At 64.8% G+C, this 14,923-nt stretch carries 13 protein-coding genes and 2 pseudogenes; 6 read left to right on the forward strand and 9 right to left on the reverse strand.

Annotation, left to right across the window (positions count from 1 at the left end; all coding sequences use genetic code 11):
* A partial coding sequence (locus ACLIRY_RS24680; RefSeq protein ID WP_413208089.1) for a DUF6444 domain-containing protein occupies nucleotides 1-247 on the reverse strand: 247 nt, incomplete at its 3' end.
* A 66-nt stretch (nucleotides 248-313) separates the two neighbouring features.
* A pseudogene (locus ACLIRY_RS24685) lies at nucleotides 314-597 on the reverse strand (hypothetical protein); the annotation flags it as partial.
* A 139-nt stretch (nucleotides 598-736) separates the two neighbouring features.
* Here ACLIRY_RS24685 and ACLIRY_RS24690 point away from each other — a divergent pair.
* Both ACLIRY_RS24690 and ACLIRY_RS24695 read left to right on the forward strand, forming a co-directional pair.
* Nucleotides 737-1,435, forward strand: a pseudogene (locus ACLIRY_RS24690) (IS630 family transposase); the annotation flags it as partial.
* Nucleotides 1,436-1,568: 133 nt separating this feature from the next.
* Nucleotides 1,569-2,177, forward strand: coding sequence for a phenylacetic acid degradation protein PaaY (locus tag ACLIRY_RS24695; protein WP_413208090.1), 609 nt, complete (start codon nucleotides 1,569-1,571; stop codon nucleotides 2,175-2,177).
* Between the two features lie 35 nt (nucleotides 2,178-2,212).
* Here ACLIRY_RS24695 and ACLIRY_RS24700 read toward each other — a convergent pair whose 3' ends face one another.
* From ACLIRY_RS24700 to paaN, 7 genes are all read right to left on the reverse strand, one after another.
* On the reverse strand, nucleotides 2,213-4,297 hold the full coding sequence (locus tag ACLIRY_RS24700; RefSeq protein ID WP_413208091.1) for a 3-hydroxyacyl-CoA dehydrogenase NAD-binding domain-containing protein: 2,085 nt from the start codon (nucleotides 4,295-4,297) through the stop codon (nucleotides 2,213-2,215).
* A 103-nt stretch (nucleotides 4,298-4,400) separates the two neighbouring features.
* Nucleotides 4,401-5,102 carry an ABC transporter ATP-binding protein gene (locus tag ACLIRY_RS24705; protein WP_413208092.1) on the reverse strand — a complete coding sequence of 234 codons (702 nt, stop codon included), beginning with the start codon at nucleotides 5,100-5,102 and terminating at the stop codon, nucleotides 4,401-4,403.
* Nucleotides 5,089-5,883, reverse strand: a complete 795-nt coding sequence (locus ACLIRY_RS24710) for an ABC transporter ATP-binding protein (RefSeq protein ID WP_413208093.1) — start codon at nucleotides 5,881-5,883, stop codon at nucleotides 5,089-5,091. The genes ACLIRY_RS24705 and ACLIRY_RS24710 overlap by 14 nt, the downstream gene beginning before the upstream one ends.
* Entirely contained in the window at nucleotides 5,880-6,845 is a 966-nt protein-coding gene (locus ACLIRY_RS24715) for a branched-chain amino acid ABC transporter permease (protein ID WP_413208094.1), read from the reverse strand. Before ACLIRY_RS24715 ends, ACLIRY_RS24710 begins: the two co-directional genes overlap by 4 nt.
* Nucleotide 6,846: 1 nt before the next feature.
* Nucleotides 6,847-7,722, reverse strand: coding sequence for a branched-chain amino acid ABC transporter permease (locus tag ACLIRY_RS24720; protein WP_413208095.1), 876 nt, complete (start codon nucleotides 7,720-7,722; stop codon nucleotides 6,847-6,849).
* Between the two features lie 82 nt (nucleotides 7,723-7,804).
* Nucleotides 7,805-8,956: an ABC transporter substrate-binding protein gene (locus tag ACLIRY_RS24725; RefSeq protein WP_413208096.1), complete on the reverse strand. Its 1,152-nt coding sequence runs from the start codon at nucleotides 8,954-8,956 to the stop codon at nucleotides 7,805-7,807.
* 154 nt (nucleotides 8,957-9,110) lie between these two features.
* Nucleotides 9,111-10,784, reverse strand: coding sequence for a phenylacetic acid degradation protein PaaN (gene paaN, locus ACLIRY_RS24730; RefSeq protein ID WP_413208097.1), 1,674 nt, complete (start codon nucleotides 10,782-10,784; stop codon nucleotides 9,111-9,113).
* Between the two features lie 217 nt (nucleotides 10,785-11,001).
* On the opposite strand from paaN, the gene paaG reads away from it, so the two are divergent.
* The 4 genes from paaG (at nucleotide 11,002) to paaK (ending at nucleotide 14,841) form a co-directional block, all read left to right on the forward strand.
* On the forward strand, nucleotides 11,002-11,799 hold the full coding sequence (paaG, locus tag ACLIRY_RS24735) for a 2-(1,2-epoxy-1,2-dihydrophenyl)acetyl-CoA isomerase PaaG (RefSeq protein WP_413208098.1): 798 nt from the start codon (nucleotides 11,002-11,004) through the stop codon (nucleotides 11,797-11,799).
* Nucleotides 11,796-12,245 carry a hydroxyphenylacetyl-CoA thioesterase PaaI gene (gene paaI / locus ACLIRY_RS24740; protein WP_413208099.1) on the forward strand — a complete coding sequence of 150 codons (450 nt, stop codon included), beginning with the start codon at nucleotides 11,796-11,798 and terminating at the stop codon, nucleotides 12,243-12,245. The genes paaG and paaI overlap by 4 nt, the downstream gene beginning before the upstream one ends.
* Nucleotides 12,242-13,453 (forward strand): 3-oxoadipyl-CoA thiolase, encoded by a 1,212-nt coding sequence (gene pcaF / locus ACLIRY_RS24745; protein WP_413208100.1) that lies wholly within the window; start codon nucleotides 12,242-12,244, stop codon nucleotides 13,451-13,453. Before paaI ends, pcaF begins: the two co-directional genes overlap by 4 nt.
* Before the next feature lie 80 nt (nucleotides 13,454-13,533).
* Nucleotides 13,534-14,841: a phenylacetate--CoA ligase PaaK gene (paaK, locus tag ACLIRY_RS24750; protein WP_413208101.1), complete on the forward strand. Its 1,308-nt coding sequence runs from the start codon at nucleotides 13,534-13,536 to the stop codon at nucleotides 14,839-14,841.
* The last annotated feature ends 82 nt before the right edge of the window (nucleotides 14,842-14,923 follow it).

The raw sequence follows: 14,923 nt of genomic DNA on the forward strand, positions 1-14,923 counted from the left end.
GGGTGGTACCAGGGCGGGAAGGCCGAGGCTTCTTCTTGCCCTCCGCCTTATCGTCCTTTCGGTTTTTCCGACCAGGACCGTCCTGAGAGGGTGGGGTATGGGAGTTCGATGACGTCTTCTTCGGCTTTTTGAGCGCCGCTTCAAGTTCGGCGATCCGCGCCGCCTGACGCTCGATCAGCGCCATCTGGTCCCGGATCAGGGCGTCCTTGTCCGCGTCTTGCAGGGGATATCTGTACGGCGCTTTCATAAATAGGTTGAATCACAACCATCAGCCCAAGCCAACCCTTTTGCGCCAACCCGCTGAGCAGTTACCGCCCTTCAGGGTGCCCACGTAGAAGGTGTCCTGGGCGATGCAATACCCCGGGCATTCACTCTCGAACTCATCGTGGGCTTCCTTGTCGGCCTTGGCCTTTTCCAGGGCGACCACCTGGGCCTCGGTGAGTACGGCGCCGGTCTCGGCAACCTTGGCTTCCAGAGCCTTCAGCCGCTTTTTCAGCTCATTGGAGACGCGCTGCTGTCCCCAGGCCCGTTGCCAAGCTGCTTGGCCAGCGCCAGCAGGCCGACCTTGGCACGAATGATTTTCTGGTCCTTTGTCATGGTGGATCTCTCCAGATGACCACCGTTGAAGGAGACCCTTCCGGTCCGCCCCTAAAGGGGCTCCCCTACAGGATCCCCTCCAACGGCATACCTCCCGCCAATATATTCTGTTGTCAGGTTTAGTCTAAACTTTTACAGTTTTGGCGTATTGATGCACGAACGGACGGTGGGTAAACAGCTCGCCGCACTCGGCTTCCGGCGCCTTTCGGTGCGTCCCCAGCACCCGAAATCCGATCCAGACGCTCAAGAGACGTTTAAAAAAACTTCTCCACGGAAGTAGAGGCGGTTCTCCCCGCCAGCGCTCGGGATAAACCGCTGGAAGTCTGGTTCCAGGACGAAGCGCGGGTCGGCCAGCAGGGGACGCTCACACGCATCTGGGCCGAACGCGGGACACGTCCGCGTGCACCGCGCGATACGCGCTATGAATGGGTCTACATCTTCGGGGCCGTCTGCCCCGAACGGGCCGAAACCGCCGCCCTCGTGATGCCAAAGGCCGACACCTCGGCGATGAAGGCTCATCTCAAGGAGATCTCAAAGACCGTTGCCCCTGGAGCTCACGCGATCCTGGTGCTGGATGGAGCCGGGTGGCATGGCGCCAAAGCACTCAATGTGCCCAAAAACATCACGCTCTTGCCTCTGCCGCCATACGCTCCCGAATTAAACCCCATCGAAAACGTCTGGGCTTATCTACGCGCCAACAAACTCGCCATCTCCGTTTTTGACACCTATGACGAAATCGTCGAGCGATGCATGCGAGGCATGGAACTTCTTCGCAAACGATCAGAAAGCCGTCCGATCAATCACATCAAGGCAATATGCAAAAGCGGTCATCAGTTAGGGCCGTTGGTATCATAACGAGGAATTCAGAAACATCGAATTCAGACCTATAACAAACCGTCGAAGGGACCATTTCCAGCCGTTGGCTTGCCGGTAAAAATGTTTGTGGAAAATAGATGAAACGGAGCATCCAAATGACTCGAGGAATATATGCCATTGATGATCTGGTTCCGGTTGTTCACCCGGCGGCCTTCGTTCACCCTCGGGCGGTTCTGATCGGAGACGCCATCGTCGGCGCGGGCTGTTACGTGGGACCAGGAGCCGTCATGCGGGGGGATTTCGGACGTGTTCAGTTGGAGGAAGGCGCCAATCTGCAGGATAACTGCGTGATGCATGGCTTTCCCGGGACGCTGTGTGTTGTCCGGCGAAACGGGCACATTGGCCATGGGGCGATTCTTCACGGCTGTGAGGTGGGGGAGAACGCATTGGTCGGCATGAACGCGGTGATCATGGACGACGCGGTTGTCGGGGAGTCCGCCATCGTCGCCGCGCAGGCCCTGGTGAAATCCAAGGAAAAGGTGTCTCCCCGCACCCTCTGGATGGGCAGCCCTGCCCGCTACATCCGAGATTTGACCGACAAGGAAATCGCCTGGAAGGCTGCCGGAACGAAGGAATATCAGGACTTGGCCCGCCGTTGCCTCGCCACCTTGACGGAGGTGGAGCCATTGACTGCCCTGCCCGAGGGGCGGGAAATCCAGGGGGGAGCCTACCAGACGCTCCATGCCACCCGGGGAGAAAACTGAGCGCTCCTCGCTCGGGAGGAGACAGGGGCCGGTCATCACTCCGCAGCGGCGGGGGGAGCATTCAAGTCGGCGAGTGTTCGTCCTTCCTTGGTCAGACGATCCAACAAGGGACTGGGAGCGAGCGAGGGGTCGGCGCGGTTCACCAGGGCCCCACGGATCCGGTCCAATCCCATTTGGTCCGCGTGATACATCAGCCCGCCCCGCCACCGGGGGAAACCATAGCCGTGGATTTCCACCAAATCGATGTCCCCTGGCGTGCGGGCGATTCCTTCCGCCAGGATGTGGAAACCTTCGTTGACCATGGCGGGGATGATCCGGTTCTGGATTTCTTCGGCGGAGAAGGTTCGGTCGGATGTTGCGGTCCGGCGCGCCGCGACCAGCTCCTCCACCGTGGGCGAGGGGTGGGGATGGCGATCCCCCTGGCGGTAGTCGTACCATCCACCGCCCGTTTTTTGTCCCAGCCGTCCCAGGTCACAGAGCGCATCCCCCAAGGGCGCCCAGCTCGCCGCCGGAGCACAGCTGGCGGCCAGCCGCCGACGATCCAGGTGGGCGATGTCCAATCCACCCAGGTCCTGGGCCTCGAAGGGCCCCATGGGGAAGCCGAAGGCCCGCATGGCCGCGTCCACTTGGGAGGGTGTTGCTCCCTCAAGGAGGAGGCTTTCCGCTTCCCTCCGCAGGATCCGCAGGATCCGATTGCCGATGAACCCGTCGCAAATACCCGTTCGGACGGGGATCTTGCGAAGCCGTTTACCGAGCGCGAGAGCGGTCGCCAGAACATCCGGCGCCGTTTCGGGCAGGGGAACCACTTCCAAAAGTTTCATCACGTGGGCCGGGCTGAAGAAGTGCAGGCCGATGACGCGGTCCGGTCGAGTGGTGGCCGTGGCGATCTCGCGCGGGTCGAGGTAGGACGTGTTCGTGGCGATGATCGCGTCCGCTTTCAGGACCTTGTCCAGGGTTCGGAAGACAGTTCGTTTGACGTCCAAGTCCTCGAACACGGCCTCGATCACCAGGTCCCGGTCCGCCATGTCCCGGGCGTCCGTCGTTCCAGAGAAGAGCGCGCGCCGGGCCTCCGCCAGTTCGGGGGCTAAGCGACCCTTCGTGACCGCGCCGTCCAGAATGCGACCAACCCGATTAAGGCCCTGGGCCAGGGTTGCCTCGTCCCGTTCCAGCAGGCGGGTGGGCAGACCGGCCTCCAACAGGGCGGCGACGATGCCCGCGCCCATGGTGCCGCCTCCCACGACGCCGCAGCTTTCGATGGGGCGGGGTGGGATATCCGCGAGAGTCGGATCGGACCCGGCGCCCCGTTCGACGAGGAACACATGGCGGAGGGCCTTGGCCTGGGTTGAGTCCCGCAACGCCAGGAAGGCCGAACGGGCAATGCCCATGGCCTCGTCGAAAGGACGGGTCGCCGCGGACCGCAGGGCTTTCAGGGCGGCAAGGGGGGCTTCCTGGCCTGCGCCCTTGGCGTTGAGAGTGGCTTCTCTCCCTTCCCAAAAGCCGGATCCGTCCTCCACGTCGGGGCAGGGGCGCCGGGATAGGGGGTGAGGCGGCGTTTCACTCAGGGAGCGCGCGAGGGTCCGGGCGGATGGAAGGGGGTCTCCCTCGGTCACGAGGTCAACCAGCCCCTTGGCCCTGGCCCGCTCGGCGTCGATGGGTTTGCCCGACAGGATCATCTCCGTCGCCGTCTCCATGCCGATCAGGCGGGGCAGGCGAACGGTCCCTCCGGCTCCGGGGATCACACCCAAGGTGACCTCTGGAAGCCCAAGGCGGGATTCGGCCCGGGCCACGCGCCCGGCGCACCCCAGGGCAACCTCAAGTCCTCCCCCCAGGGCGGAGCCATGGATGGCCGCCACCCAGGGCTTTCCTGTCCCTTCGATGGCCGCGATCACGTCGGGCAGGTGGGGTGGTTGGGAGGGGGAGCCGAATTCCCGGATATCGGCTCCGGCGATGAAGGTCCGTCCGGCGCAGTGGAGCACGGCGGCGCGGACCTTCGGATCACTCTCCACGGTGGCCACCGCGTCCAGAAGGCCTTGGCGGAGGGCCTGTGACAGGGCGTTGACGGGGGGATTGTCGACGGTGACGACCATCAGGTCTCCATCTCGCGTAAGGGTGACGACCATGGCTTTCGGTTTCCTCTGTCTTCTTTGTGTTTTGACAATCCCTATCGTGGCGTGGCCCCGGCCTGGGGATCCGATGGTCCGGCTGTCATCGGCGTCATGGGCTTCAGATGCCCAGATAGGCTTCCCGGACGGCGGCGTTTTCCCTCAGTTCCCGGGCGGGACCGGAGAGGGTGACGCGACCGGTTTCCAGCACGTAGCCGGTATCGGCGATGGCCAGGGCGGCGTTGGCGTTCTGCTCCACCAGGAAGATGGTCACCCCCCGGTCCCGCAGGCTCTTCACCGCCTGGAGGATCTGGGTGACCAGGATGGGGGCGAGCCCCATGGAGGGCTCGTCGAGAAGCAACAGGCTGGGCCGGGCCATCAGCGCCCGGCCGATGGCCAGCATTTGTTGCTGGCCCCCCGACAGGCCGCCGGCGAGAAGGGCGCGTTTTTCCTCCAGGATCGGGAACATGGCGAAGACGGATTTTCTGTCGGCCTGGATCTCCCGATCCCGGCGCAGGTAGGCACCCAGCATCAGGTTGTCTTCGACGCTCAGGTCGGTGAAGACCTGCCGACCTTCCGGTGACTGGGAAATGCCAAGGGCCACCCGGGCATGGGCCTTTGCCGAGGTGATGTCCCGGCCCTTGAAGGTCAGGGCGCCCCCGGTAATGGCCTGGACGCCGGAGATGCAACGGAGCAGGGTGGTCTTGCCCGCCCCATTGCCGCCCACCAGGGTGACGATCTGGCCTTCCTCGATGTCCAGGTCGACGCCATGCAGGGCCTCCACCCGTCCGTAGGCGCTGCGCAGTCCCCTAGTGGAGAGCATGGGCGGCCTCCCCGGTTCCGTCGGTCGTGCCCAGGTAGGCGGCGACGACCCGGGGATCCTCCCGCACCTCCTCCGGGCGGCCCTCGGCCAGCTTCTCGCCGTGGTCCAAAACCACGATATGGCTGGAAATCCGCATCACCATTTTCATGTCGTGTTCCACCAAAAGGATCCCCACGCCCTCGTGCGCGATCTGGTCGATCAGTCCTTCGACCTCCTCCGTTTCCACCGGATTGCACCCGGCTGCGGGTTCGTCGAGCAGCAGCAGTTGGGGATGACAGGCCAGCGCCCGGGCGATCTCCAGCCGCTTGAGCATGCCGTAGGACAGGGATCCCGCCTCCTGCCCGGCGATATCGGCCAGGCCCACCCGCTCCAGCAGGGCTTCCGCAGCCTGCTTGGTTTCCCGGTTATGGCGGCGGGTGGTGGACAGGCCGAAGAGGTCGGAGAAAATGCCCCGCCGCTCCATCAGGTGCCGCCCGGCCATGACGTTTTCCAGGGCGGTCATCTGGTGGAAGATCTGAAGGTTCTGGAAGGTACGGGACAGGCCCCGCTCCGCCAGTTGGTGGGGCAGCAATTCGGTGACGTCCGCGCCGTCGAAGGTGACCTGTCCGCAGCCGGGCCGGTAGACGCCGGAGATCATGTTGAACAGCGTGGTCTTGCCCGCGCCGTTGGGGCCGATGATCGACAGGACCTCCCCGGGTTTGGCGGAAAAGCTCACGTCGTTGACGGCTTTTACCGCGCCGAAGCTGATGCCCAGGGATTGGACCGAAAGCAGGCTGCTCATTGGCCGACCCTCCCGAAGCGTTTGGTCAGGCTGGGTAGCAGGCCCGCAGGTAGGAAGATGGCGACCCCCATCATGATCAGCCCTAGGATGACCGTTTCGAAATCATGCAGGGCGGCCAGCACCTGGGGCAGGCTGGTCAGCAGGGCCGACCCGGCGACCCCCCCCAGGACCGAGGCCGCGCCCCCCAAGACCGACATGGTCACCAGTTCCACCGAATGAATGAAGCTGGCCACGTCGGGCGTGACGAAACGGTTGAACAGGGCCAGCAGGGAGCCGCCAACACTGGCGTAGACTGCGGAAATGATGAAGGCGATCAGCTTGTAGCGTGCCACGTTGACACCGACGGTGCGGGCGGCGACCTCGGAATCACGGAGCGAGCGCAGGGCCCGCCCCGTGGGGCTGTCGCGCAGGTTCAGGGCCACCCAGGCGGCGAACAGAAGTATCAATCCGGCGAAGACGTACCAGACCTGGGCGGTCTTGGCCTTGATGCCAAAGGATTTGACCAGGGCGACCAGCCCCAGGTTCTCCACGGCCATGCCGTCGGGGCCGCCGGTCAGCCAGGCTTCATTGACCAGGACCATGTGCACGAGGATGCCGAAGCCCAGGGTCACGACGGCCAGATAGAGCCCTCGCAACTTCAGGATCGGTCGACCGACGAACCAGGCGATGGCTCCGGACAGGGCGGCGCCCAGCACCAGGGCGAGAAGGGGGGGGAGACCCAGGTGCGCCGGGCCGATGGCGCTGGCGTAGGCCCCCAGGCCGACGAACCCCGCGTGTCCAAGGCTGATCTGTCCGGCGTAGCCCAGCAGGATCACCAGACCGATGACGACAATGGCGTTGATCGAAATCAGGGTGAAGATCCGGTAATAGAAGGTCGAGGGGAAGAACAGGGGCGCGACGGCCAGGATCACCAGCAGCACCAGCAGGACGCGGAGGGTGGATGATTGGAAAAGCCGGTCCATGTTACACGCGCTCCACGGTTTTCTTGCCGAACAGGCCGCGCGGCATCAGGAACAAGACCAGAAGGATCACCAGGAAGGCCGAGGCATCCTTGTATTCGGAGCTGAGGTAACCGGCGCCGAAGGCTTCTACCAGACCGATGGCCAGACCGCCAACCAGGGCGCCGAAGGGATTGCCCAATCCGCCCAGCATGGCCGCGGCGAAGCCCTTCAGGGCCAGCATCAGGCCCACGTCGTAGCTGGTCAGGGTCAGCGGGGTGATCAGAACCCCCGCCGCAGCGCCGATGGCCGCAGACAGGCCGAAGCTCAAGGCCATGACGAAAGCGGTATCAATGCCCACCAGCCGGGCGGCCAATCGGTTGTTGGCCGTGGCCAGAACCGCCTTGCCCGTGCGCGAGCGGTTGAAGAAGACCCACAGCCCCGCGAAGATCACCGCCGCGCCCGCAAGGACCAACAGGCTCTGGGGCAGGATGGTGGCGCCCATCAGGACCAGGGGATCCTCTCCGGCGAAGGCGGGCAGGCCGTGTAGTTGCTTGTCGAAGACCAATTGGGCGCTGCCGCGCAGAAAGATCGAGGCGCCGATGGTGATGATCACCAGGGACAGGACGGAGGCCTGCTTGGCCCGGGCCAGTGCCAGCTTGTCCAGCAGCACCCCGATGACCGTGGTGACCAGGATGGCCAGCAGGGCGGCCAGGACGAGTGGAAGCCCGGCTTCGCGCAGGAAAACCGTGGACATGCCGCCGATCATAACGAACTCGCCCTGGGCGAAGTTCACGACGTCCGAGGCGTTGTAGATGATGGTGAAACCCAGGGCCACCAGGGCGTAAACGGCCCCCACGGTCAACCCGGAGAAGGTGAATTGCAAAAGGGGTTCGAACATGGCTGGGATCCCGGGCATAGATCTGGTTGCGGGCGGGACGGAAGACTCCCCAGGAGCCTTCCGCCGGTCCGATGCACGGGTCCTATTCGACCGCGGTCCAGGCGCCGTCCTTGATTTCCAGCATACGAAACGCGGAGGAATCCAGGCCCAGGTGATCCTCGGCGCTCATGTTGAATTCGCCGGTAACACCGACGTACCCCTTGGTTCCTTCAATGGCGGCGCGCACCGCCTCGCCGTCGGTGGATCCGGCTTTTTCCAGGCCTCCCTTCAGGATCATGAAGGCGTCATGGGCATAGCCGCCAAAGGTGGACGCGGGTTCGTTGTATTTTGCCTCATAGGCCGCCTTGTAGTTGGTCACCACGTCGTGCTGGGGGTCGTCTGCGGCAAGCTGGTCGGCGATCAGCAGGGCGGTGGCTGGTAGGCGGATGCCATTGGCGGCCTCTCCGGCCAGGTCGATGAATCCCTTCGATGCCACCCCGTGGGACTGGTAGAGGGGAACCTCGATATCAAGCTGCCGGTAGTTGCGGGTGACGATGGCTGGACCCTGGCCGAAGCCGGGATTGACCACCGCCTGGATCCCGGCGGTGTTCTTGATGTTGGTCAACTGAGGGGTCATGTCCGCGTCCTTGGGACCGTAGGTCTCGTCGGCGATGATCTCGACGCCGTTGGCCGGGGCCACATCCATGCATTGGGTCCGCATGGACTTGCCGAACCCGCCGGTGCCGGAGATCAAACCCACCTTGGTCAGGCCCCGGGCCTTCAGATCGGCGAAGATCTTCTCGCAGGCCATGCGGTCGGTGTGCGGGGTCTTGAAGACCCAGGGGTTCACCGGGTCGATGACCTGCACGGCGCCCGCCAGGGAGATGAAGGGGATGTCGTTTTCGGCGAAGACCGGCATCATGGCCAGGGTCGATCCGGTGGCCGAGCCGCCGATGACCGCGTCGACTTCGTCGTCCTCCACCAGTCGGGTGGCGAAGGTCCGGGCCTTGTTGGCGTCGGCGCCGGAATCATAAACGATCAAGGTGATCGGTTCGCCATTGATGCCCCCCTTGGCGTTGATGTCCTCGACCAGCATGTCCAGGGTTTTCTTCTCCGGATCGCCGAGGAAGGAGGCCGGACCAGTGACGGCCAGGACGGAGCCGATCTTGATCTCGGCGAAGGAGGGCGAGGCGCCCAGGGCCACGCAGCCCGCGACACTGGCGAGAAGGGTGGCTTTCTTGAACAGTCCAAACATGAGTGCTGACTCCCTGTACCTTTGGTTTTGATTGGTTTTGCACGCGAATGGAGAGGGGGGATCGGGTGGCGCGGCCTCCGTAAGCGATGGCGGATGAAAGGGGGCCCGGCCCCTCCCTTGTTTTTTTCGGTGGCCGGGACGGATGATGTTCGGTTTACGCGGCGGGCGCGTGGCGGCGGCTGGTGGCCACCCGGAACCGGCTGGCCACGTAGGCCGCGTCTGTCAGGCTGGCGTTGCCCGCCGGATTGGCGCCGGACACGTGGTAGTCGGAGAAGGCCGCGCTCTGGTTGACAAAGACGCCGCCCGTCAGGTTCAGGGACAGGGCGGTGCCGGTGGACGCGAAACCGTCCTCCGCCTTCTCCAACAGGGCCGGATCGGTGCCATGGACCAGGGCGGTGATGGCCCCTTTGGCGGCCGTGGAGCGGATGGCGCGCTCCAGCGCATCCTCTGCCGAATCACAGACGATGATGAAGGCGATGGGGCCGAAGCGTTCGGTCAGATAGGTGGCCTCCTCCACCGCGTCGACCTTGACCAGCAGAGGTGTAGCGGAGCGGGCGCCCTCCATGCCCTCGATGGGGGTGGAGGGGCGGATGACGGTGCCCAGACTGGCGACCTCTGCGACCCGCGCCAGGGTGGCCGGATTCTGGACGGCGCCACAAACGCCAGCCGCGCGCTCCGCGTCTCCCAACAGTTTGTCGATGGCGATGGACAGGGACTCGGCGACCTCGTCTGCGGTCTTGGAACCCTGGTCGGTTTCGATCCCCGCCTTGGGCAGGAAGATGTTCTGGGGGGCCGTGCACATCTGCCCGGAATAGAGAGCCAGGGAAAAAGCGAGGTTGCGGCAGAGACCCTTCAGGTCGTCCGTGCCGGTGATGACGACGGGATTGATCCCCGCCTCCTCGGTGAAGACCAGCGGGGTGGCGGCGTTGTGGCGCACCCATTCGCCGAAGGTTCCCGATCCGGTGTAGTCGATGATCCGCACCATCGGGTTGGTCACGTAGTCCTTGGTGGTCTCCTGGCCCGGCTCGTCGGCGGCGAGCAGAACGACGTTGGGATCGAACCCGGCCTCGGCCAGGACCTCCCGGGCGATCCGGACGGTCAGGGCCAGGGGCAGGATGGCGCCGGGGTGGGGCTTGACGATGACGGGATTGCCCGTCGCCAGACTGGCGAACAGCCCCGGGTAGCCGTTCCAGCAGGGGAAGGTGGAACAGCCGATCATCAGCGACACGCCCCGGGGAATGATCCGGAAGGTCTTTTCCATGCGCAGGGGATCGGCCTTGCCCTGGGGTTTTTCCCAAAGCGCAGTGGCCGGAGTCTGGGCCTGGATGGCATGGGCCATGGCGACCGCTTCCAGACCCCGGTCCTGGGCGTGGGGGCCGCCCGCCTGGAAGGCCATGAGGAAGGCCTGACCCGTGGTATGCATGACCGCATGCCCGATCTCGAAGGACCGCTTGTTCACCCGATCCAGGATTTCCAGGCAGACGCCCGCCCGGTCATCGGCGCTGGCTGCGGCCCAAGAGGCCATGGCGACCTGGGCTGCGGCGATCAGGTCGGCGGGCGCGGTGCCGGGGTAGGTGATGCCCAGGGGGAGGCCGAAGGGCGAGTCTTCCTTGCCGACCGTGGAGCCGTTGGACGGATGTCCGGGCAGGGCGAAGGGCTTGCCAAGCAGGGCTTTGAAGGCGGCTTCCCCATCATCGGCCGCAGTTTCGCCGTACACCTTGCGACTGGGGGCCTCCACGTAGGGGCTCCAATAGCCCCGCTCCCGGTTCGCCCGGATCGCCGCGTCGAGGGTCGGACGGTGCGTCTCGATAAAGGGGGGCTGGGCCATAGGGATCTCCTGCGCGGGTTCTGACTGTTTCTGGATGGGGGCGGCTTTTCGTTTGTCCATCACGTAGGAATGAATAATTGACCGACCGGCCGATCTATGCAAGATAAAAATCGACCGGACGGTCGGTCAATGTATGATCTCGGCAAACGGGGCCCCTGTGTCCGGTTCGGAACAGGGCCCCGCGATGGGGCCGGGTCTCGCAAGGGAGGAACCAACAGTGGAAACGGAAAGCCTTTTGGTGGAGCGGAGGACCGGGGTGATGCGCATCACCCTGAACCGTCCGGATCGGCTGAATGCCTTTAACGAGGAAATGTCCCTGGCCCTGATCACCCGGCTGGACGAGGCGGCCTTTGACGACTCTATCCGGGTCGTGCTGTTGACCGGCGCGGGGCGCGGCTTCTGCGCCGGGCAGGACCTTGGGGACCGGAATCCCAACGCCGAGGAGGGCCCCCTGGATCTTGGCGCCACCATTGAGCGCTGCTACAACCCGATCATCAAGCGGATCCGCGATCTGGACAAACCGGTGGTCTGTGCCGTCAACGGCGTGGCTGCGGGCGCGGGGGTCAATCTGGCGCTCGCCTGCGACATGGTCTTCGCCGCCCGTTCGGCCAAGTTCATCCAGGCCTTCAGCAGGATCGGCCTGATCCCCGATTCGGGGGGGACCTTCTTCCTGCCGCAGCTGTTGGGGGAGGCCCGGGCGAAGGGGCTGGCCCTGACCGGCGCGCCGCTGACTGCGGATCAGGCGGAATCCTGGGGCATGATCTGGAAGGCGGTGGAGGACGACGCCCTGATGGCCGAGGTGGAAGCCCAGGTCCAGTTCTTCGCTGCGGGCCCCACCGTCGCCTATGGCCTGACCAAGGCGGCCATCCAGGATGCCCATGGCAACGACCTTGCCACCCAGTTGGAGGTGGAGCGCTCTGGCCAAAGGAGCGCTGGACGGACCCCCGATTACGCCGAGGGGGTGCGGGCCTTTCTCGAGAAACGGCCTCCGGTCTTCAAGGGACGGGACCAATGACCGACCGGGATCCCCAAACCCTCGCCGAGGCCTGCCGTGACGCCCTCTGGGCCGAGGATGACGCGGCCAAGGCCCTGGGCGTGACCATTGACGCGGTGGGACCCGGCACGGCCCGAGCCTCCTTGACCATCACCCGAACCATGGCCAACGGACATGGGGATTGCCATGGCGGATACATCTTCTGTCTGTCGGACATGGCTTTTGCCTATGCTTGCAACAGTTACGGACCCCGGGTGGTCGCCCAACACTGTTCGGTAACGTTCCTCGCTCCGGCCAAGGTGGGGGAGACCTTGACCGCCACGGCCACGGAGACCGCCCGCTGGGGGCGCAATGGCCTGTACGATATTTCGATTCATGGGGAAGACGGGCGGCTGGTGGCCGAATTCCGCGGCCACTCCCGCCAGATTTCCGGTCATCTGCTCGACGGGAAGGAAGAAACGCGATGACCCTCCATGACGCCTTTCTCTGCCAGGGGACCCGCACCGCTTTCGGTTCCTACGGCGGATCGCTGGCCGCCGTACGCCCCGACGACATGGCCGCCCATGTCATCAAGGCAGTGATGGCCAAGGCCCCCGGTTTGTCGCCCGAGGTCATCGATGACGTCATCCTCGGCAATGCCAATCAGGCCGGGGAGGACAATCGCAACGTCGCCCGCATGGCCGTCCTGCTCGCGGGGCTGCCCGAAAGCGTGCCGGGAACCACGGTGAACCGCCTCTGCGGCTCCGGATTGGATGCCATCGGCATGGCCGCCCGGGCCATCAAGGCGGGCGAGGCCGAGGTCATGATCGCCGGCGGGGTGGAAAGCATGTCCCGCGCGCCCTTCGTCATGCCCAAGGCGGACACAGCCTTCTCCCGGACCAACGCCATCTTCGACACCACCATCGGCTGGCGTTTCGTCAATGCCCGTATGAAGGCCCAGTTCGGCACGGACTCCATGCCCGAAACGGCGGAAAACGTGGCCAAGGATTTTGGGGTCTCGCGGGAGGATCAGGATGCTTTCGCCTATCGCTCCCAACAGCGGGCCAGCGCGGCGCGGGACCGGGGCCGTCTGGCGCGGGAGATCACCGCCCTGTCCGTACCCCGGCGCAAGGGAGATCCTCTGGTGGTGGACCGGGACGAACACCTCCGCCCCATGACCACCCTGGAGAAACTGGCCGCCCTGCCGACGCCCTTCCGCGAGGAGGGATCGGTCACCGCAGGCAACGCCAGCGGCGTGAACGACGGGGCGGTCGCGGTGATCGTCGCCTCGGGCGCGGCGGTGGACAAATACGACCTGACTCCGCTGGCCCGGATCTCCGGTCTGGCCGTGGCCGGTGTGCCGCCCCGGATCATGGGCATTGGACCGGCCCCGGCCTCCCGCAAGCTATTGGACCGGCTGGGACTGGTGGTGTCTGATATCGATCTTTGGGAACTGAACGAAGCCTTCGCCGCCCAGGGATTGGCGGTGCTGCGCGAGCTGGGCTTGCCCGACGACGCCGACCACGTCAATCCCAACGGCGGGGCCATCGCCCTGGGGCATCCACTGGGAGCCTCCGGCGCCCGGTTGGCCTTGACTGCCGCCCTGGAGTTGACGGATCGGGGCGCGCGGCGGGCGGTTTGCACCATGTGCATTGGCGTGGGACAAGGCATCGCCATGGGTCTTGAAGCCATTTGATTGATCGCCCGAGGACCGGAAAACGGCCCGGGCACCGAAAAAAGTAAGAACGACGGAACAAGGACAGGGAGTGTTCGCACATGGAAGACTTGGCACCCAAGCCGGGCGATCTGGAGGCCATCGAGACCGCGTCCCGGGACGAGATCTCGGCTCTTCAACTCGAACGGATGACGTGGTCTCTCCGTCATGCCTACGAGAATTCACCGTTCTACAGGCGGCGGTTCGACGCTGCGGGGGTTCATCCCGATGACTGCCGGTCCCTGGAGGATCTGGCGAAGTTCCCCTTCACCACCAAGCAGGACCTGCGGGACAGCTATCCCTTCGGCATGTTCGCCGTGCCAAGGGAGCGGATCAACCGCCTCCATGCCTCCTCCGGCACCACGGGTAAGCCGACCGTGGTCGGCTATACGGCCAAGGACCTGGATGTCTGGGGCCAGGTGGTCGTCCGCTCGCTGCGGGCCGCCGGGGCCCGGCCTCATATGATGCTGCACAACGCCTATGGCTATGGTCTGTTCACGGGTGGTCTTGGTGTGCACGCCGGGGCGGAACGCATGGGCATGGCCGTGGTTCCCATTTCCGGCGGCATGACCGAGAGGCAGGTCCAGTTGATCGAGGACTTCAAGCCGGAGGTGATCACCGTCACCCCCTCCTACATGCTGGCGATCCTCGACCAGTTCCGGGCGATGGGGCTGGATCCTCGGCTCTCCTCCTTCCAGGTCGGCATTTTTGGCGCCGAACCCTGGACGGAGGAGATGCGCAAGGAGATCGAGCAGGCCTTCGACATGCACGCGGTGGACATCTACGGCCTGTCGGAAATCATGGGCCCCGGGGTCGCCTGCGAATGCGTGGAGACCAAGGACCACCTGCACGTCTGGGAAGATCATTTCTATCCGGAAGTGATCGACCCGGAGACGGGGAAGGTGCTGCCGGACGGAGAGGAAGGGGAACTGGTCTTCACCAGCCTGACCAAGGAGGCCCTGCCCATGATCCGCTACCGGACCCGCGACCTGACCCGGCTGATGCCGGGCACGGCCCGGAGCCTGCGGCGCATGGCCAAGGTCACGGGGCGGTCGGACGACATGATCATCCTGCGGGGTGTGAACGTCTTCCCCACCCAGATCGAGGAACAGATCTTCCGGGTGGACGGGTTGAGCCCTCACTATCAGATCCACCTGGAACGGGAAGGGCGGCTCGATACCATGACCGTTCATGTGGAAGTCGAAGCCGGAGCCGACGTGGATGGCCTGGCGCCCCTGGGCAAGGAATTGAGTCAGATGATCAAGCGCAATATTGGTGTGTCCGCAGCGGTGGTCCTCGAGCCGTCCGGCGGGATCGAACGGTCCATGGGTAAGGCCAAGCGTGTTGTGGATTCCAGAAAGCGAGGCTAAACCAACGGTCGCCCGGTTTCCCCTGTCGCGGGAAGCCGGACGGTTCGCTTCGACTTGCCGGGGGAAACGGGGAGTGGGACGG

This window comes from Rhodospirillum sp. A1_3_36, from assembly GCF_047263945.1.
Lineage (GTDB): Bacteria > Pseudomonadota > Alphaproteobacteria > Rhodospirillales > Rhodospirillaceae > Rhodospirillum.

Coding starts and splice junctions, on each gene's coding strand:
- ACLIRY_RS24695 (WP_413208090.1), top strand. CDS start 1,569: ATGACTCGAGGAATATATGCCATTGATGATCTGGTTCCGGTTGTTCAC.
- ACLIRY_RS24700 (WP_413208091.1), bottom strand. CDS start 4,297: ATGGTCGTCACCCTTACGCGAGATGGAGACCTGATGGTCGTCACCGTC.
- ACLIRY_RS24705 (WP_413208092.1), bottom strand. CDS start 5,102: ATGCTCTCCACTAGGGGACTGCGCAGCGCCTACGGACGGGTGGAGGCC.
- ACLIRY_RS24710 (WP_413208093.1), bottom strand. CDS start 5,883: ATGAGCAGCCTGCTTTCGGTCCAATCCCTGGGCATCAGCTTCGGCGCG.
- ACLIRY_RS24715 (WP_413208094.1), bottom strand. CDS start 6,845: ATGGACCGGCTTTTCCAATCATCCACCCTCCGCGTCCTGCTGGTGCTG.
- ACLIRY_RS24720 (WP_413208095.1), bottom strand. CDS start 7,722: ATGTTCGAACCCCTTTTGCAATTCACCTTCTCCGGGTTGACCGTGGGG.
- ACLIRY_RS24725 (WP_413208096.1), bottom strand. CDS start 8,956: ATGTTTGGACTGTTCAAGAAAGCCACCCTTCTCGCCAGTGTCGCGGGC.
- paaN (WP_413208097.1), bottom strand. CDS start 10,784: ATGGCCCAGCCCCCCTTTATCGAGACGCACCGTCCGACCCTCGACGCG.
- paaI (WP_413208099.1), top strand. CDS start 11,796: ATGACCGACCGGGATCCCCAAACCCTCGCCGAGGCCTGCCGTGACGCC.
- pcaF (WP_413208100.1), top strand. CDS start 12,242: ATGACCCTCCATGACGCCTTTCTCTGCCAGGGGACCCGCACCGCTTTC.
- paaK (WP_413208101.1), top strand. CDS start 13,534: ATGGAAGACTTGGCACCCAAGCCGGGCGATCTGGAGGCCATCGAGACC.